The 16,562-nt window shown below is 71.5% G+C and carries 16 protein-coding genes; 9 read left to right on the top strand and 7 right to left on the bottom strand.

The genetic code is table 11. The features are described from left to right. Positions 1–85: 85 nt before the first annotated feature. The 6 genes from EO776_RS00440 to EO776_RS00415 all read left to right on the top strand — a co-directional run bounded on the left by EO776_RS00440 (position 86) and on the right by EO776_RS00415 (position 7,100). Positions 86–1,792 (top strand): SipW-dependent-type signal peptide-containing protein, encoded by a 1,707-nt coding sequence (locus tag EO776_RS00440; protein WP_094519583.1) that lies wholly within the window; start codon positions 86–88, stop codon positions 1,790–1,792. Positions 1,793–1,992: 200 nt separating this feature from the next. Continuing rightward, positions 1,993–2,763 carry a hypothetical protein gene (locus tag EO776_RS00435; protein WP_049932177.1) on the top strand — a complete coding sequence of 257 codons (771 nt, stop codon included), beginning with the start codon at positions 1,993–1,995 and terminating at the stop codon, positions 2,761–2,763. After that, positions 2,760–3,869, top strand: a complete 1,110-nt coding sequence (locus EO776_RS00430) for a DUF7467 domain-containing protein (protein WP_094519585.1) — start codon at positions 2,760–2,762, stop codon at positions 3,867–3,869. Before EO776_RS00435 ends, EO776_RS00430 begins: the two co-directional genes overlap by 4 nt. Next, on the top strand, positions 3,869–4,984 hold the full coding sequence (locus EO776_RS00425) for a signal peptidase I (protein WP_094519586.1): 1,116 nt from the start codon (positions 3,869–3,871) through the stop codon (positions 4,982–4,984). The genes EO776_RS00430 and EO776_RS00425 overlap by 1 nt, the downstream gene beginning before the upstream one ends. Further along, the gene (locus EO776_RS00420; RefSeq protein ID WP_186279037.1) at positions 4,984–6,033 is read left to right on the top strand and encodes a hypothetical protein; all 1,050 of its coding nucleotides are present in this window, start codon (positions 4,984–4,986) and stop codon (positions 6,031–6,033) included. Before EO776_RS00425 ends, EO776_RS00420 begins: the two co-directional genes overlap by 1 nt. 269 nt (positions 6,034–6,302) lie before the next feature. Continuing rightward, positions 6,303–7,100, top strand: coding sequence for a ZIP family metal transporter (locus EO776_RS00415; RefSeq protein ID WP_086216603.1), 798 nt, complete (start codon positions 6,303–6,305; stop codon positions 7,098–7,100). A gap of 19 nt (positions 7,101–7,119) precedes the next feature. Here EO776_RS00415 and thiD read toward each other — a convergent pair whose 3' ends face one another. The 5 genes from thiD to EO776_RS00390 form a co-directional block, all read right to left on the bottom strand. After that, a complete protein-coding gene (thiD, locus tag EO776_RS00410) occupies positions 7,120–7,977 on the bottom strand; it encodes a bifunctional hydroxymethylpyrimidine kinase/phosphomethylpyrimidine kinase (protein WP_094519588.1) in 858 nt (285 codons plus the stop codon). Between the two features lie 111 nt (positions 7,978–8,088). Then, positions 8,089–8,718, bottom strand: coding sequence for a DsbA family oxidoreductase (locus EO776_RS00405; RefSeq protein ID WP_049932168.1), 630 nt, complete (start codon positions 8,716–8,718; stop codon positions 8,089–8,091). Between the two features lie 56 nt (positions 8,719–8,774). After that, entirely contained in the window at positions 8,775–9,641 is an 867-nt protein-coding gene (locus EO776_RS00400; protein WP_049932166.1) for a phosphatase PAP2 family protein, read from the bottom strand. Further along, positions 9,638–11,533 (bottom strand): ABC transporter substrate-binding protein, encoded by a 1,896-nt coding sequence (locus EO776_RS00395; RefSeq protein WP_094519589.1) that lies wholly within the window; start codon positions 11,531–11,533, stop codon positions 9,638–9,640. The genes EO776_RS00400 and EO776_RS00395 overlap by 4 nt, the downstream gene beginning before the upstream one ends. Positions 11,534–11,915: 382 nt before the next feature. After that, positions 11,916–12,218 carry a DUF7091 family protein gene (locus tag EO776_RS00390; protein WP_049932161.1) on the bottom strand — a complete coding sequence of 101 codons (303 nt, stop codon included), beginning with the start codon at positions 12,216–12,218 and terminating at the stop codon, positions 11,916–11,918. Between the two features lie 128 nt (positions 12,219–12,346). Between EO776_RS00390 and EO776_RS00385 the strand changes: the two genes are divergently transcribed. Together EO776_RS00385 and EO776_RS00380 are read left to right on the top strand one after the other, a co-directional pair. Next, a complete protein-coding gene (locus tag EO776_RS00385) occupies positions 12,347–12,778 on the top strand; it encodes an HIT family protein (RefSeq protein WP_094519590.1) in 432 nt (143 codons plus the stop codon). Between the two features lie 81 nt (positions 12,779–12,859). Then, complete coding sequence (locus tag EO776_RS00380) at positions 12,860–13,654, top strand: P-loop NTPase family protein (protein ID WP_094519591.1); 795 nt, start codon at positions 12,860–12,862, stop codon at positions 13,652–13,654. 27 nt (positions 13,655–13,681) lie between these two features. Here EO776_RS00380 and EO776_RS00375 read toward each other — a convergent pair whose 3' ends face one another. After that, positions 13,682–14,203 carry a DUF7858 family protein gene (locus EO776_RS00375; protein ID WP_089308695.1) on the bottom strand — a complete coding sequence of 174 codons (522 nt, stop codon included), beginning with the start codon at positions 14,201–14,203 and terminating at the stop codon, positions 13,682–13,684. Positions 14,204–14,366: 163 nt separating this feature from the next. Here EO776_RS00375 and EO776_RS00370 point away from each other — a divergent pair, with 163 nt between their 5' ends. Continuing rightward, positions 14,367–15,377, top strand: coding sequence for a transcription initiation factor IIB (locus tag EO776_RS00370; RefSeq protein WP_094519592.1), 1,011 nt, complete (start codon positions 14,367–14,369; stop codon positions 15,375–15,377). Positions 15,378–15,671: 294 nt separating this feature from the next. Here EO776_RS00370 and EO776_RS00365 read toward each other — a convergent pair whose 3' ends face one another. Further along, entirely contained in the window at positions 15,672–16,520 is an 849-nt protein-coding gene (locus tag EO776_RS00365; RefSeq protein ID WP_049932841.1) for an HFX_2341 family transcriptional regulator domain-containing protein, read from the bottom strand. Positions 16,521–16,562: the final 42 nt, after the last annotated feature.

The raw sequence follows: 16,562 nt of genomic DNA, 5'->3' as shown, positions 1-16,562 counted from the left end.
ACCCGACCGCGGCGGTCGCGGTCCTCCCACATGGCGTACGACGGTTCGACTCCGTCGGTGGGACTCCCTTCGGGGATTCACAATCATGCCAGACAACGACAACATCGACTCCATCGGACTGTCGCGGCGGACCGTGCTGGCCGGCCTCGGCGCGGTCGGCGTGGCCTCGGCTGGCGCCGGTCTCGGTACCACGGCGTACTTCAACGACACCGAGTCGTTCGACGGGAACACCCTCACCGCGGGCCAGCTGGACCTGCTCGTCGACTGGCAACAGACCTACGACTTCGGCGAGGGCAACCAGTTCGTCAGCGCGCACCCGGACCACGACGGCGACGGCGAGCAGTCGATCGAGATCGACGGCGAGGTGTTCACGTACAGCGACTTCCCGGACGAGGACGACGAGGACAGCAACGGCGCGAACCTCCCGATCCTGGACTGCGAGACCATCCCGCCGCTGTCGGAGGCGGACTTCGGCACGGACCCCGTCACGGGCGAGGTGATGAAGACGCTGGTCCGGCTCACCGACGTGAAGCCCGGCGACTCCGGCGAGATCACCTTCTCGCTCCACCTCTGTGACAACCCCGGCTACATCTGGATGCAGGCGGCCAACGTCGACGACGACGGCGGCACCGAAACCGAACCGGAACTGATCGTCGACCCGGATAACCTCGGCGACCTCGGCGACGCCATTGAGGCGAAGCTCTGGTACGACGAGGACTGCGACAACGTGTACGACGGCGCGGAGCCGGTCGACATCATGCTCACGCTGGACTTCTCGGGGTCGATGCTGTACGATCAGTTCGACGGCGTGGTGAGCGAGGACAACATCACGGTGGGCGGGACCACCTACGACGAGACCACGAAGATCGACCTCGTCGAGCTCGGCACCCGCCAGTTCGTCGACTACCTCGAGTCGCAGGGGTCGGACGTCCAGGTCGGCGTCACGTACTTCGACGGCGAGGGGAGCGGCGACACCGAGCCTAGGACCGGGCTCCTCCAGCCGCTGACGGCCGACCTCGACGATGTCGACGACGCGCTCGACGGGCTCCGGAAGAAGCTCGCGAACGTCGTCAGCGGGACGAACAACGACCCCGACATCGACGACAGCGACGCGGACCCGTTCTCGAACGCGAGCGGCATCGCGACGGGGACGTACATCGGCGAGGGCGTCAACGACGCGCAGGCCGAACTCGACGCGAACGGCCGCGGCGGCGTCGAGTTCCGGAACATCGTCCTCTCCGACGGGGAGTCGTTCAACGGGACCGGCAGCACCCAGTTCGCCGACCCCGTGGACGCGGCCGACGACGCCCGCGCGGCGTCGCCGAACCCCGCGACGAACGTGTACACCATCTCCGTCGGCAGCGCGAACGACGCGGTGCTGTCGTCGATGGCCGGCCCCGCGGGGGGGCCGGGCGGCGATCCGTCATTCTTCAACGACGTCGACGACCCGCTCGTCATTCCCTCGGTGTTCGGGAACCTCGCGGCACAGACTGGACAGGAGAAGATCATCATCGATGGCTCGCTCGCGGACGTGCTCGACGAGCTCGAGAGCGGCGACGGAATCCCGCTCGATGGGAACCGCGCGACGCCGTACGGGGAGCTGGCCGACCCGGCCGACGACGAGAACCGCGACCCGTTCGCGGGCGACGGCGTGATGCACTGCGTCGCGCTCGAATGGGAGCTGCCGATCGGCGTGGGCAACGAGGTTCAGGGCGACGCGCTCGGCTTCGACCTCGGCTTCTACACCGAGCAGGCGCGCCACAACGACGGCGCGGGGGTTCAGTCGGCCTGAGAGCGCGTCTCGGACCGCGTCGCGGCGTCGGCGGGCGGGAACGAAGGTCTGTTGCCGATCGGCCGACCGCGGGCGGGTACGGCGTCCGTACCGCCCGGAACGGTCACCGGTCCGGGCGGGTAGGGCGCGCATACATACGAGCGTCGTGAGAGTAGGAAGGGTATCGACGATACGGCCGTTCGGAGCCGCGACGACACACAATGACACAGAAAGAATCGGGACTCACGCGGCGGGAGGCACTCGCGGGCGCCGGAGCCGTCGGCTTCGCGGCCCTCGGGGCCGCCTCCGGACGACCGACGGGAACGGACAACTGGGACGAGTACACGAACTACACGTACGCTCAGACGGACACGCCGTTCAATCTGCTCGTCGGGTGGCGGCGCACGGAGAACGGGACGCTCGTTGATTCGAGCGCGGTCGGCGCGGTCGACGACGTCGGAGCGGTCGGCGTCCGGCTCGTCGACGTGGGCAACGCGCTGCCGCACGATTACGGCACCGCGAGCGTCGGGCTCCGGCTCGAAGATCCGGAGGACACCGCCCGCGTGTGGCTGCGGATCGACCCGCACCTCGACGGCGCCGACGCCGCGAGCGCCGCGCTCGCGGAGCGCGTCACGCTCACGGTCCGGCAGGACACCGGGATATTCGGCATCGGTAGCTGCGGCGGCGCCGAAGGCGAGTTCGCGAGCGCCGGGGAGCTGATCGCCGACGAGACGTTCGCGGACATCGACGGCTCCGCGCTCGCGGACGGGATCGAACTGCGCCCCGGGCTCCTCGGCGACGGCTGCCTCGCCCCGGGCGAACAGCGCTGCCTGACCTTCGCGTGGGAGTTCGACAGCGAGGGCGGCAACGCCGGACAGGGCGGCGCGGTCGACTTCCTCGTGGAGTTCGCCGCCGACGAGTGCGGCGCCGAGGGGAACCCCTTCGACGGGAACGTAGCGGCCGGGGGCGGCGGCGCCGGAGGCGACGCATGAGCCCCGACGACGGCGGGCGGCGCCCGAGCGGGCTAAGCCGACGACGGCTGCTCGCCGGGATCGGCGGCGTCGGCGCGGTCGGCATGGCGAGCGGCATGGGCACGGGCGCGTACCTCGCCGATCGGGAGACGTTCCCGGGCAATGTCTTCGGCGCCGGCGAGGTCGGACTGACGGTCGATGGGGACCCCACCGACGGGACCGTCTCGCTCGGCCCGCTGACCGTCGATCGGACGACGTTCGACGAGCGTCCCGGACCCGAGACGTTTGACGTGGGGGCGTCGGCGAACCCGGTACGGGTGTGGCTCGCGACCCCCTGTCCGGACGGCGATCGCCTCGGGAACGCCCTAGAGGTCGATGTCGTCGTCGACGGCGAATCCGTGACCGGCGGGTACCGCCCCCTCGCCGAGGTCGAGCGCGACCTCGCGACCGGGGTGCGGATCGACGCCCGGTGTCTCGGGCCCGACGACGACCCGGTCGCCGTCGAGGTGTTCCCGTACCTCCCGGCGGACTCGCCCGACGTGGGCGGCGCGGCGACCGACCTGACGTTCCGGGTGTACGCGGAGCAGTGCCGCCACGTCGCCGAGGCGGACGCGGCGAGGTCGAACCCCTTCGTAGAGACCGAGTGCGCGTCCGCGTGCGTCCCCTGCGAGGACGAGAACGGCGTCGCGGTCGGCTCGCTCACGCTCCGGTACCTCGGCGACGACCCGGCGACCGTGGTCGTCGTCGCCACCGGCGGCGGCGCGGGCGGTCGAGGCACCGCCGGGACGACCGTGTTCGACGGCGAGGTGACTCCGGACGGGACTTTCGTGGTCGACGGGACCGCCGCGCCGACCAACGGCGACCCGGGCTGGATCGGCCCCAACATCTACCTCGACGACGGCAGGACGGGCACCGACCCCGAGACCGACGCCGACGGTACTGGCGGAAACGGCGGCGGCAGCAGAGGAAACGGAAATGGCGGCAACGGCGGCGGCCACGCGGGCGTCAACATCCACACGAGCTGTTCGGTTCCGCTCCGGGTCGGCGACGTCTACGGCGGGCTGTACGAGATCGCCGCGGCCGCGACCACGGGCGGTGAGCCGCTGTGCGGCACGGAGGAGAACTGATGACCAAACTACTCACATCACCACGGACGAAGCGCGCGGCGAACGTACTCGGGATCGTCCTGCTGATCGCCCTCGTCGCACCGTTCGCGGTGTACGCGGCGCCGGAGGTCGTCGGCGCGGACGAGAGCTTCGTCGTGCTCACGGCGAGCATGACGCCCGCCATCGCGCCGGGCGACGTGGTGATCGTCGCCGAGCGCGACCCGACTGCGATCGCCGAGGGCGACGTGATCACGTTCGTCCGCGGCACGAGCGACGTGCCGGTGACGCACCGCGTGATCGACGTGGTCGACGAGGCCGGCACGCTCGCGTTCGAGACGATGGGCGACGCCAACGAGGGGCCGGATCCGGGGCTCGTCCCCGCCGGGAGCCTCGTCGGCGCCGTGACGCTGACGATCCCGTACGTCGGGTACGTGATCCAGTTCGCGGGGACGCGAGTGGGGTTCGTCGCGCTGGTCCTGTTCCCGTTCGGGCTGCTCGCCGCGACGGAGATCTGGTCTATCGTCTGGGGCCGCGACGGATCTGAATCGCAACCCTCGATGACCGTCGATCCGGTCGACCCCGTCGACGAACCCGGCGACGGAGACGGGGCGACGGCCGGACTCGATCCGGTAGTCGGGCCCGACCCGGCGGCTGGACCCGGTCCCGCGGCCGAAATCGTGACGGCGCAGGCGACGGAGGAGGCGAGCGGTTCCGGGGGCGTCTCGGTCGACGCCGTCGGCGGCGCGGCGGCGGTGCTCGCCGCGTTCGCCCCGTACGCGGTGTACGTCGCGTTCGAGCTCCGGACCGCCGTCGCGATATCGGTCGCGATCGGCGTGTCGACGCTGCTGCTCGGGGCGCTCGCCGCGTGGGTGCCCGCCAGCGGTGTCTTGGACCGCAGCGGTGGAACGCCGGATCCGGCTGTCGAGACGGACGCAAGCGGACCGACGACAGACGCGATGCGTAACGGAGACTCCCCCGAGTCCGACGGGGGCGCGTCCGAGCCGAACGACACCGTCGACTCGGCGGCGGTCGCCGCCGGGGCGGAGACGACGGCGGCCGAGGACGGGGCCGAGCCGGCGTCGACGCCCGGGTCGACACCGGTCTCACGTCCCGAGGCCGCCGGGGAGGGCGACTGATGGCCGCGAACCGTGGGCTCGTCGCGCTCGTCGCGCTGGCGGTCCTCGTGTGGGGCGTCGCGTTCGCCGGAGGGGCCACGGTCGCCGTCCTCTCGGCGAGCGTCGACGTGACCGCGACGTTCGAAACCCCGGACGAACTGAACCAGATCAACGAGACCTCGACCAACGGCAGCCAGACCAACGAGACCGCCGATGTCGATCTCACCGCGGTGGCCGTCGAGAACGGGACGAGCGACCCTGACGGAGACGGCGCCGGACTGGACCAGAATGTCTCGGCGCCCGTTGGGAGCAACGTTTCGGCGCCCGCTGGGAGCAACGTCTCGGCGCCCACTGGCGGCAACGTCTCGGCGCCCACTGGCGGCAACGTCTCGGCGCCCACTGGCGGCAACGTCTCGGCGCCCACTGGCGGCAACGTCTCGGCGCCTACCGAAGAGAACGTCTCGGAACCCACCGCGGACACCAACGCCTCGGTCCCGGTAACCGACTCGGCGACAGCCGAAGCGGATCAGTCGGGGAACGAAACGGCAACCGTGGAAAACGAGGATAGTCCGTCTGAAACGCCGGACACCACGGATTCCGATACGGCTGACGCTGCGAACGAGAGCGCGTCGAGCCCGGCCGTGACATCCGCAGACACGGACAGCAACGAGTCTGACCCGGCCGTGACATCCGCAGACACGGACAGCAACGAGTCCGACCCGGCCGTGACATCCTCGGGCACCGACGACACGTCGAACACCGACGACAGCACGTCTGACGCACAGAGTTCGGAGACCAACGCGAAGACTCTGACAGACGATGACGACACGTCGAACACCGACGACACGTCGAACACCGACGACAGCACGTCTGACGCGCAGAGGTCGGAGACCGACGCGACGAGCCAGACGGACGATGACGACGCGTCGGAGCCGTCCGAACCGTCGCCGGAGCCGCCGGAGAACACGACCGAGCCGACGGCGAACGGATCGGCCAGCGCGGGGGACGCGACCGGCGCCGCCGCTTCGCCGAGCACGGTCGATGCCGTCGCGGCGGAGACCGACCGGTGACTTCGATTCGACCGCGGGGCGGATCGTGAACGTGGACGTACCGATTCGACCGCGACGGAGCGGAGTTCGAGGCGGCGGTCCGTCTTGCGCGCCCGGCACCAAGCTCGCAGTACTCCTGCTCCTCGTCGCGCTGTTTCTGTTGGTGCTTATTTCCGGTCTCGCTCACGGCCTGGGGTGAACTCGGCTTCGCCTCGGAGGGGTAGGTAGTTCCCAGCGCGTGGGGGCGTCCCTCGGAGTTATGACCCGGAGCGGCGTACCGTCGCGTACGAATGGTCGCACTCGACGCCTACGCGTTCGTGTTCGTCGCCGGGTTGATCACGGCGCTGGCGACCGGGATCGGCGCGCTGCCGTTCTTCTTCTTCGAGACGATCAGCGACCGCGGGAACGTGGCGCTGTGGGGGTTCGCGTCGGGGATCATGCTCTCCGCGTCGCTGTTCGGGCTGATCCAAGAGGGGCTCGCGGAGGGGACAGCGGTTGAGATCGGCGTCGGGATGCTCGCGGGCGTCGTCCTCGTCGTCATCGCGCACGAGGTCCTGGCGGACGCCGAGATTGATCCGCGGGAGTACGAGGAGGCCGACTTCAAGAAGCTGATCCTGATCCTCGGCGTGCTGACGGTCCACAGCTTTCCGGAGGGGATCGCGGTCGGCGTCTCCTTCGCCGACCTCGGGCTGGAGGGCGGGACCGCGCTGTTCGGCTTCACCGTCCCGCTGCTCGCCGTGTTCATGACCGTCGCCATCTCGATCCACAACGTCCCCGAGGGGACCGCCATCTCGATCCCGCTGCGGGCGATGGGCGTCTCGAAGTGGAAGATGGTGTGGTGGTCGGTGTTCTCAAGTCTCCCGCAGCCGATCGGCGCTGTGATCGCGTTCGCGTTCGTCCGGTACGCCCGCGAGTTTCTCCCGTACGGCTTCGGCTTCGCGGCGGGCGCGATGATCTACCTCGTCCTGTCGGAGTTCGTCCCCGAGGCGCTCGAAACGGGCGCCGACCTCCCGCGCGGCGGCAAACCGGTCCTCGTCGGCGGCGTCGCGCTCGGCGTCGCGCTTATGATCCCGCTCGCGTACCTGTGAGTTCCGGCGGCGGGGTCCGTCACTCCTCGCCCAACGCCGTGGGATTGACCGCGCCCGGGCCCTCTCCCACGTCGTAACCGCGTCGGACCGCTTCGGTCATCCCGGCGACCGCGGCGTCGACCGCGTCGCGGAGCGGCTCCCCTCTCGCCAGTCGCGCGGCGATCGCGCTCGACAGCGCGCAGCCGGAACCGTGCGTCGCCTCGGTGTCGATCCGCGGCGTCTCGAAGCGGTCGACGGTCGGCGCGACGCGTTCCGGGGCACTACCACCCGCGTCGTCGGCCCGGACGAGGGTGTCGACGACAGCGTCCCTCTCGGCGGATTCGCCGTCGAGGTGCCCGCCCTTCACCAGCGCCGCGTCGGCGCCGAGCGCGACGAGCTCGCGGCCCGCGCGCTCGGCATCGGCGGGGGTGTCGACCGGCGCGTCGGTCAGCACCGCGGCCTCGTCGGCGTTCGGCGTGACGAGCGTCGCGTCCGCGATCAGCCCCTCGTAGGCGTCCTCCGCGGCGGGCGAGAGCAGGCGATCCCCGGTCGCCGCGACCATCACGGGGTCGACGACGAGCGGGGCGTCCGTCTCCGCGACCAGTTCAGTCACTTGCTCGACGGTCTCGGCGGTCGCCAGCATCCCCGTCTTGATCGCCCCGACGGCGAAGTCGTCGGCGACCGCCGCGTACTGGCTCGCGACGTGATCGGCGGGGAGGGGGTGAACGTCCTCGACGCCGCGGGTGTTCTGCGCGGTCGTCGCCGTCACGACTGATGTGCCGAGGACGCCGTGCGCGCGCATCGCGGTCAGGTCCGCTTGGATCCCCGCCCCGCCGCCGCTGTCGCTGCCGGCGATCGTCAGCGCGACCGGCGGCTCGACCGGCTCGTACTCGGACATAGGCGTGATACAACCTAGTGGTATTAATTAGTGGTGCTCTTCCCGCTCGGCCGAGCTACCGGGTTCCTCGGACGGCGAACGGTCGGTGCCTCACCGCGACGACGAACGGATTCAGGTCCCCTCGACGAGCCGTTCGAGCTGCTCGGGCGGGACGGCGCCGCGCGCCGCGTACCCGTCGTATGCGAAGGTCGGCACGCCGGTAATCCCCTCCCGCTGCGCCTCGGTGAACCGCTCGCGGACGGTCTCGCGGAGCGTCTCGTCGTCGAGGGCCGACCGCACCTCGTCGGCCTCGGCGCCCGCGTCGACGGCGAGTTCGGCTAGGAGGTCGGCGTCGCCGATGTCCTCACCGTCCTCCCAGAGCGCGGCGAAGACCGCCTCGTCGAAGGCGAGCCACGTCTCGTAGTCGTGGTGTTCACGGAGGTAGTACGAGACGATCTGGGCGGGGAGCGAGTCGACATCCTCGGCGATGTCGAGGTCCATCTCCACGCCGTAGTCGTCGGCGAGCCGGCGGACGTTCTGTTTCGCCTGTTCGAAGTACTCGTCGTCTTTCCCGTCGTCGACGGAGTGGTCGATCGTCCCGTCCGGGCGGCGCTTCTGGCTCCGCAGGTCGAACGGGCGCCAGTCGATCGCGAGCTCCTCGTCGCGGTTCTCTTGATACTGTGAGAGGGACTGACGACCCAGATAACAGAACGGGCAGACGTAGTCCGAGTACACCGTGATGGTCTGTCGGTCGGCGCTCATGGACGGGCGTAACGCCCGGCGATACAAAACGGTGTGTTCGGCGGCGGTCGAGGGGGTCAGTCGCTCGCGTTCGGCTCCGACGGCGGCTGGTCGTCCTCCGGGCCGTCGCGCGGGACTCCGGGGTCGGACCGCGGTTCGACCAGCCGGTACGCGAGCGCCACCGAGCCGAACGCGAGCGCGAACCCGGCGACGACGTCGGTGAGCCAGTGGATGCCGAGGTACATCGTCGCGACCACGACCGACAGCGAGAGCGGGACCGCGACCGGCGTCCACCGGGGGTACTCCTCGTGGGTCAGCACCGCGAACGTCCCGACGGTGACCGACAGCGAGGTGTGAAGCGACGGGAAGACGTTCGAGTTCACGTTCACCTCGCTCGTCAGCGCCATCACGTCGGGCTGCGTGGTGAACAGCAGCGGCGTCACCATGTCGGGCATCACGTTCCGCGGGCCGTGGGCGAACACCGCCGTGTACAGCACCAGCCCGATCCCGTAGTTGAGCGCGTACGCGACGAGGACGCGGCTGAACGTCGTTGTCCGGGGGAGCGCGAGGTACGCGACCGGCGGGAACGCGAGCAGGAACGCGTAGCCGTACACGTACACCCACGAGAAGTAGGCGGTCAGCGCGGGGGTCGCGAACGTCGCCTGAACCCACGCGACGAACCCGCCCTCCAGCCCGTAAATGAACGCCGTCGCCTGAAGGCCGAACAGCCTGGAGACGTCCAGTAGCGGGGGGCGCCCGACGGCGCTGGCGATCAGCACCGCGCAGACGACAGCGACGGCCCGACGCGCGTCCCAGAGCCGGTCGCGGAGCCCGCTCCACGTCTCGCGGAGCCGGGCGGGGCCGATCACCGCGACGCTCGCGACGACCAGCATCGCCACGACCCACGCCACGACCGACGTGAGGACCGAGAGGAACGGCGTCATCGCCCCCGCGAGAGCAGCCGCCCCTCGCCGTCGAACCGGTACCCGATTTCCCGGAGCGCCTCGCGGGCGGCCGCGACATCCAGCGACCCACCGTCGTCGAAGAACGGGTGGACTGGGTCGCTCCCGTCGGCCCACGCCACCGACTCCGGAACATCAGCCGAGGACGCCGCGAGCGGCGAGGTCGCCGCCCGCGCGTAGCCGTCGAAGGCGCCGTCGACGATCGCGGTCTTATCGATCAGCCGAGCGATCACCGCCCGGAACCGGGGGTTCGACAGCGGGCTCCGGCGCACGTTGTACCCGACGTGGTAGAACGCCGCCGACCGCCCGCTCACGAGCCGGGCGTCAGCCGAGCGACCGATCCGCGGGACCGACTCGGGCCCGAGGTTCGAGACGGTGGCGTCCGCGAGTCCCTCGGCGACCGACTCCACGGCCGAGATGTCCGACGGCAGGACCTCGATGCGGAGCCGGTCGAAGGCGGGCTTCCCGTGGTATCGGGACGGGATCCCCGCTCGCGGGTCAGCGGTCTCCCCGGACGCGTCCGCGTCGCCCTCGGGCGTCGACCGGACGAGGAAGTGGTCGGGGTTCCGCTCGAAGGCGACCGACTCCCCGGCGGTCGCCTCGACGAACCGGAGCGGCCCGCTCCCGACGGGGTCGGGGTTGTTCGAGACGATCGCCTCCGTGGTCTCGAAGTCGAACTCGAAGCCGGCGATCGTCGCCGCGCCGGTCCGCTCCGACCAGACGTGTTCCGGGAGGATCGGCACCCGGAGCGCCCTGGCGGCGACCGTCTCGTTCACGTCGGCCACGGTGAGTCGGACCGTCGACTCGCCGCGGGCGCGCGCCCCCTCGACGACGGAACTCCGGCCGCGGAACCGGGGGGTCGGAACCGGGGTCTCGACGTTCCCGAGGGAGGTGTCGCGGAGGAACGCGTAGGTGAACGCCACGTCGCTCGCCGTCACGGGCTCGCCGTCGTGCCACCGGGCCTCTCGGAGCGTGACGTCGAGCGTGGTCTCGTCGACCCGTTCCCAGCCGGTCGCCAGCCACGGGAAGAACTCGTCACCGTCCGCGCGGACGAGGGGGTCGTACAACAGACCCGTGAACGTGCCGTGGTTCCGGTATTCGGCGGCGATCGGGTTCCAGTTCTCCGTGATCCGGTCGTCGGTCGTCACGAGCCGGATGGCGTCCCCCGTCGCGTCGGCGGCGGCCGCGTCGGTCGTCGTCTCGACGCCGCCCGCCGACGCGTTCGTCGCGGAACCGCCGCCTCCCGAGCCGTCGGCGGCGACGTCGTCGAGTTCGAGGAGCCCGGTGACGGAGAGCGGCTGTCGGTCCTCCGTCCAGCCGTCGAACCGGCTCTCTTGGACGGCGGTGAGCGCGTCGGGGAACGCGACGACGGAGAAGGGCTGAAGCTCGCACACCGTCTCTTGGAGGGCGTCGACGGCGTCGTCGCGGTCGCGGCCGGCCGCCCGGCGCTGCCGTTCGAGCAGGTCGTCGACGGCCATCTCCGTGAGGCCGAAGGGGTTCTGCCACCCCGACTCCGCGACGAACCGCGAATGGGTCAGCCCGTACAGCGCGTCGGGGTCGAACGGCTCCGTCTCCACGAACTGCCCGACGTAGAGGTCGAAGTTCTGGTTGATGAGCACCTTCCGCCAGAGGTCGGTCTGTCCGACGGTGTTGAGCCGGACATCGATGCCGACGGCGGTCAGGTGCTCTTCGAGCTGTCTGGCGATGCGGATCCCGTTGGGGTCGGCGTCCGCCGGCGTGGCGTTGATCTCGAGGGTCAGCTGCTCGGGGGGATCGCGGCCGGCGATGTTCTCCGTGCGACCGAGACAGCCGGCGCTGGCGGCCGCGAGGCCGAGCCCTGCGAGCGCCGCCCGTCGACTGATCGATCGCGTCATTCGGACGTTTCCACCTGTTTTCAGCCGCTCGGTATATCTCTTCTGTGCCGTCGTCGCGCCGAGAGCGGTCGCACCGACGCCGTCGGGCCGCCCGAGCGCCGAGGCGAGCCGCCTCAGATGGCGTTCGGCAGCGGGAGCGCCAGCTCGGCGAGGAGCCCCGCGCGTGGGGGATAAGGGCGGGCGGAACCGCAACCCGAGCGCCGTGAAGTCAACGAGGAATCCGGTACCAAATCCGGCGACTGCGGCGAGGAGTCCGGCGACGGCTGCGAAGAGTCCGGCGACGGCGGCGGTCCGGTTCATGCGCCGCACCTGTACGTCTGAAAACAAACCGGGGCGTGTCGGACCGCGGCGCTATCGGTGGGTGCCTAGCGCCGGTCCCCCGTCACCACGTCTCGACGACGCCGTCGCGGACGTCCTCGGCGCACCCCTCGCAGTCGGGGTGACCCGACTCGAAGCAGGCCGGACGGCCCTCGGCGTCGACCGGGACGGTCCGGCGCTCCGCGTGGCGGCGGCAGACGATGCGCGCCGCGCCGGACTCGTCGGTCGGGAGGTCGAACCGCGCTGCGGCCGCCGCGTCGCCCTCGGGGTCATCGCGCCCCTCGGCGTAGGCGCGTTTTGCCTCCTCGAACTGTTTGCCCGCCTTGCGGAGCTGCTGGCGGATCACGCGTTCGAGCCGGTCGTCCATACCCGCCGTTTCGGCGCGGCGGATATAGGTCCGTTGGCGGCGCGGGACGCAGGCGCCGCGACGGCGCAAATCTTGAGGGACCGCCGCCCCGGGAAACCTTGATGAGACGGCCGAGCGATCGCTCGGGTATGTCCGACGACTGTATCTTCTGTTCGATCGTCGCCGGCGACATCCCGGCGCGCACCGTCTACGAGACCGATTCCGTGCTGGCGTTCCTCGACGCGAACCCGCTCGCGCGCGGACATACGCTCGTGATCCCTAAGTCGCACGCGCACCACGTCGGCGACCTCGACGCCGACCTCGCGAGCGACCTGTTCGGCGCGGCCGCGTCGCTCACGCCGGAGATTCAAGCGGCCGTCGGCGCCGACGGGGCCAACGTCGGCGTCAACGACGGCGAGGCGGCCGGGCAGGAGATCCCGCACGTCCACGTTCACGTTGTCCCGCGCTTCGAGGGCGACGGCGGCGCGGCGATCCACGCGGTCGCCGGCGGGCGGCCGGACCTCTCCGACGACGAACTCGACGCGGTCGCCGACGAGGTCGCGGCCGCGATAGACGGGTAACGACGGCGAGGGAAGTAGCGCCGGCGCGACCCGCCGCCCGAGTTCGCGATTCTTAAGAACGCCCTCCGGCGAGGCCGGCGTATGAACGCGACGACGCTCGCGCTGGTCGGGGCGACCGGCGGCGCGGGGACGACGCGGACCGCTGTCGAGCTGGCGGCGATGGGCGCGCGCGACGGCGCCGACGTGGCCGTCGTCGACGCCGCGTTCACGACGCAGGGACTCTCCGAGTACGTGAGCGGGCGCATCGACCCCGACCTCACGGCGCTCCTCACGGACGACTCGGACGCGGCGCTGTCGGCGGCGGCGTATCCGGTCATCGGGACCGGCGGGGACAGCGGGCGGACCGCGGACGGCGAGCGCGACGCGCTGGACCTCCCGGGACGGGTCGACGCGATACCCGCGCGAGCGCCGTTCGAGCGCCTCGCGCGTGCGAAGACGGCGGAGGCCGCCCGGAAGCTGGAGCGGCGGATCGGCGAGGCGGCGACGACGTACGACGCGGTGGTCGTCGACGCCGCGCCGGTCGGGTCGAACGAGGCCGTCGCGGCCGCGACGACGGTCGACCGCGCGGTCGCGGTCAGGCCGGCGACGGTCCACGGGCGCGACGCGGCCCAGCGGCTCCGCGGCCGGATCGCCGACGTCGGCGGGAGCCTCGACGCGACGCTCGCGATCGAGCGACCGGGGAGCGGTGACGGCGAGGAGGGCGACGGGGTCGTCCGCGTGCCGGCGACCGATCCCGAGGTGGCGGCCGCGCCGACCGCGGCTAGAGGGGATGACGCGTACGGTCGGGCGATCGCGACCGCGTACGAGGCGGCGTTCGACGCGACGCTCGACGTGGAGTTTCCGGAACCGAGCCTCGTCGAGCGGTTCGCGCCCTGACGCGGAGCGGAAAGACGGGATCGGCGCTCAGCGGAGGCCGTCGGTGGAGCCGAGCGCGTCGCCGAGGGGGTCGTCGGCGCCGAGTCCGTCTCCCAGCGGCGCGGAGCCGGCGACCTGCGCGTCGACCGCCTCCGCGACGGGCTCGACCGGGTCGTGCGTCTCGACGTACGTCGCCAGCGCGAAGTCCGCCTCGTCGCCGCCGGTGAGCGCGACGGCCTCGCTGCGGGGGGTCCGGCCGGCGAGCCAGTCGCGGACGATGTCACGTGCGGTGGGTGAGAGCGGACAGACGCCCGCGACGCCGCAGCGGTGGAGCGCCTTCGCGGCCGTCATCGGGCTGACGCCCGCCTCACGCGCCGCGTCGCCGACGCTCCGGCCGGCGGTGTAGGCGTCGACGAGCGTGGCGGTCGCCTCTGGCGTACACGGGAGCGACTCGGCGTGGTCCGACAGGCGGTCGACGAGCGGCGTCTCCGTGTCGTCGGCGAGGGCGACTCCGCGATCGCGCTGGCGCGAGGTCACCTCGACCCCCGCCGCGATCTCCGACAGCGTCATGCGGATTCGTGTCTCGCACGAAATATTAAAACCACCGTACCGCGGCGCGGTCGCCGCCGCGATCACCGACCGATAACCGGTCGGTTCGGCGGCGCCGATCCGGCCGATCGACCGCCGATTCGCCCGGGTTTAAGTAAGGCTTCGGGCCGGAGTTCGACGTGTGATGAGTGACGCACGCTCGACCCGCGTTCGTTCGCCCCGTACAGATACCGACGACGTCGCGACGACGGACCGCTCGGCGACCGCCGACGGTGCCGCGACCGCGGACCGCACAGCGGCCGCCGAGGGGTCCGAGACCGCGTCCGCCGCCGAGACCGGAAACCGCGAGACGTGTCCCGAGTGCGGCGGCCGCACGCGCGTCGACGGCGCGGAGCGCGTCTGCGCCGACTGCGGGCTGGTCGTGGACGCCGACCGGATCGACCACGGCCCCGAGTGGCGGTCGTTCGACGACGAGGACACGGATCCGAAACGCACCGGCGCGCCGCTGACGCGGTCCCGCCACGACCGCGGGCTCTCGACGGAGATCGGCCGGTCGACCAAGGTGAAGGGGCGCAAGCGCCGCCGGCTCGCCCGGATGCGGACCCAGCACAACCGCGCGCAGATCTCGACGAAGCGCGACCGCAACAAGGTGTACGCGTACACCGAGATCCGGCGGCTCACCGGCGTCATGGGCCTGCCCGATAGCGTCCGCGACGCCGCCTGTGCGCTGTTCGACTCCGCGCAGGAGGAGAGCCTGCTCCGCGGGCGCTCGCTGGAGGGCTTCGCGGCCGCCTGCGTCTACGTCGCCTGCCGGACGGCCGACGTGTCCCGCACGGTCGGCGAGGTGTGCGCCGAGGCGAAGGCGACGGAGGACGAGCACCAGGCCGCCTTCGACGCGATGAACCGCGAACTCGGCCTGCCGATCGCGCCCAGCGGTCCCGCGGAGTACCTCCCGCGGTTCGCGAGCGACCTCGGCTGCGATCCCGCCGTCGAGCGTCGGGCGGGCGAGCTGGCCGAGCGCGCCGTCGAGGAAGGGATCGCCAACGGCCGAAACCCGGTCGGCGTCGCGGCCGCCTGTCTGTACACCGCGGCCCGGGAGCTCGACGCGGAGTGTACGCAGCAGGCGGCCGCGGACGTGGCCGGCGTGACGCCGGTGACCGTCCGGCGGACCTACGTCGACCTGACGGAGGAGTAAGTCGGAGAAGCGCCGACGGGCGACCCGTCGGCCGTGACGATCCGCCGGGCGGGCGCGGCGGCGTCAGCGGGGACCGGCCGCCCCGAGAGGGAGCTGGCGACCGGCGGCTGATAGCGGACAGGCGGTGTGGAGGGCAGGGAGGGCACCCCGACCGTCCGGCGGGCGTCACGCATCTGGATCGACGTGCGGGGGATAATTCTACGTTAGCTATTGACAGTACGGATAGACCGAACAGAGCGGTTGGGTCGGACGACTCGCGGTTTGCGTGTCGACCGTTTCGTCTGGGCCGCCCTGCTACCGCCCGTCGAGCTTGTGCTTGAACGCGAAGAAGACCCGGCGACCGGTCTCGGTGAGTCGGACCGTGTCGGAGCGCCCGATGTCCTCGAGATCGACGTAGCCGCGCTCCCGCAGCGGCGAGAGGACGTGCGTCTCTAAGGCGCGGTACTTCGCCGTCCGGCTCTCCCCCGCCTCGCGGAGGAACGACAGCTCGCGCTCGCGCGCCCACTCGATCAGGTTCCACTTGTCGGTGGTCAGGTTCCCCTCGGCGCGGTCGTGGAGCCGACCGAGCACCGCGACCTGGTCGGTCGTTGGGGCGTCCATGGGGTAGATCGGGAGGTCGACCGTGCGCTCGATGCCCGTCGTGAGCGGTTCCTCGCGCCGGTCGTGGCGGTGGCGCTCCGGCTCGACGCTGTAGGGCCGCGCGCCGACAATCATACAGGCGAGCGCGACGCCGACCGCGGCGATCCGCGGTCCGGTCGAGACGTTCCCGAAGAGCCGGTCGCCGTCCTCGGCGCTCGCCCGGTGGCGGGCGGCGACGGTCGTCGTCACGCCGAGCACGTCGTACACGTCCGCGTGGGCGACGGGGATCGCGCGGACCTCGGCGAACTCGGCGACCGCCGCCCACGCGTCGCGCTGGTAGGCCGTGAGCCCGTCGGGATCGATGCGGATGTCACCGGGGTCGACCGCCTGCGCGGCGTCGAAGTCAACGTCGCCGCGGGCGGCGTCGCGGTCCGGGGCGTCGACGAGGAGGTACGCGACGTCGGCGCCGTGGCGGCGGAGCGGTTCGACGATCCGGTCGCGCTCGTACCCGAGCGGGACCACGTGGACGCGGCGTTCGGAGACGCTGGGGACCGAGGTGTCCATACATCGGCTCCCGCCGGCGACCGCTTAAAGGGTGCGTCGGGG

The organism is Halorubrum ezzemoulense (genome assembly GCF_004126515.1).
In the GTDB taxonomy this organism is placed as follows: Archaea; Halobacteriota; Halobacteria; order Halobacteriales; family Haloferacaceae; genus Halorubrum; species Halorubrum ezzemoulense.
Note: the sequence above shows the minus strand (reverse complement) of the source record. Positions and strands in the feature narration are given on the sequence as shown.

Coding starts and splice junctions, on each gene's coding strand:
- EO776_RS00440 (WP_094519583.1), top strand. CDS start 86: ATGCCAGACAACGACAACATCGACTCCATCGGACTGTCGCGGCGGACC.
- EO776_RS00435 (WP_049932177.1), top strand. CDS start 1,993: ATGACACAGAAAGAATCGGGACTCACGCGGCGGGAGGCACTCGCGGGC.
- EO776_RS00430 (WP_094519585.1), top strand. CDS start 2,760: ATGAGCCCCGACGACGGCGGGCGGCGCCCGAGCGGGCTAAGCCGACGA.
- EO776_RS00425 (WP_094519586.1), top strand. CDS start 3,869: ATGACCAAACTACTCACATCACCACGGACGAAGCGCGCGGCGAACGTA.
- EO776_RS00420 (WP_186279037.1), top strand. CDS start 4,984: ATGGCCGCGAACCGTGGGCTCGTCGCGCTCGTCGCGCTGGCGGTCCTC.
- EO776_RS00415 (WP_086216603.1), top strand. CDS start 6,303: ATGGTCGCACTCGACGCCTACGCGTTCGTGTTCGTCGCCGGGTTGATC.
- thiD (WP_094519588.1), bottom strand. CDS start 7,977: ATGTCCGAGTACGAGCCGGTCGAGCCGCCGGTCGCGCTGACGATCGCC.
- EO776_RS00405 (WP_049932168.1), bottom strand. CDS start 8,718: ATGAGCGCCGACCGACAGACCATCACGGTGTACTCGGACTACGTCTGC.
- EO776_RS00400 (WP_049932166.1), bottom strand. CDS start 9,641: ATGACGCCGTTCCTCTCGGTCCTCACGTCGGTCGTGGCGTGGGTCGTG.
- EO776_RS00395 (WP_094519589.1), bottom strand. CDS start 11,533: ATGACGCGATCGATCAGTCGACGGGCGGCGCTCGCAGGGCTCGGCCTC.
- EO776_RS00390 (WP_049932161.1), bottom strand. CDS start 12,218: ATGGACGACCGGCTCGAACGCGTGATCCGCCAGCAGCTCCGCAAGGCG.
- EO776_RS00385 (WP_094519590.1), top strand. CDS start 12,347: ATGTCCGACGACTGTATCTTCTGTTCGATCGTCGCCGGCGACATCCCG.
- EO776_RS00380 (WP_094519591.1), top strand. CDS start 12,860: ATGAACGCGACGACGCTCGCGCTGGTCGGGGCGACCGGCGGCGCGGGG.
- EO776_RS00375 (WP_089308695.1), bottom strand. CDS start 14,203: ATGACGCTGTCGGAGATCGCGGCGGGGGTCGAGGTGACCTCGCGCCAG.
- EO776_RS00370 (WP_094519592.1), top strand. CDS start 14,367: ATGAGTGACGCACGCTCGACCCGCGTTCGTTCGCCCCGTACAGATACC.
- EO776_RS00365 (WP_049932841.1), bottom strand. CDS start 16,520: ATGGACACCTCGGTCCCCAGCGTCTCCGAACGCCGCGTCCACGTGGTC.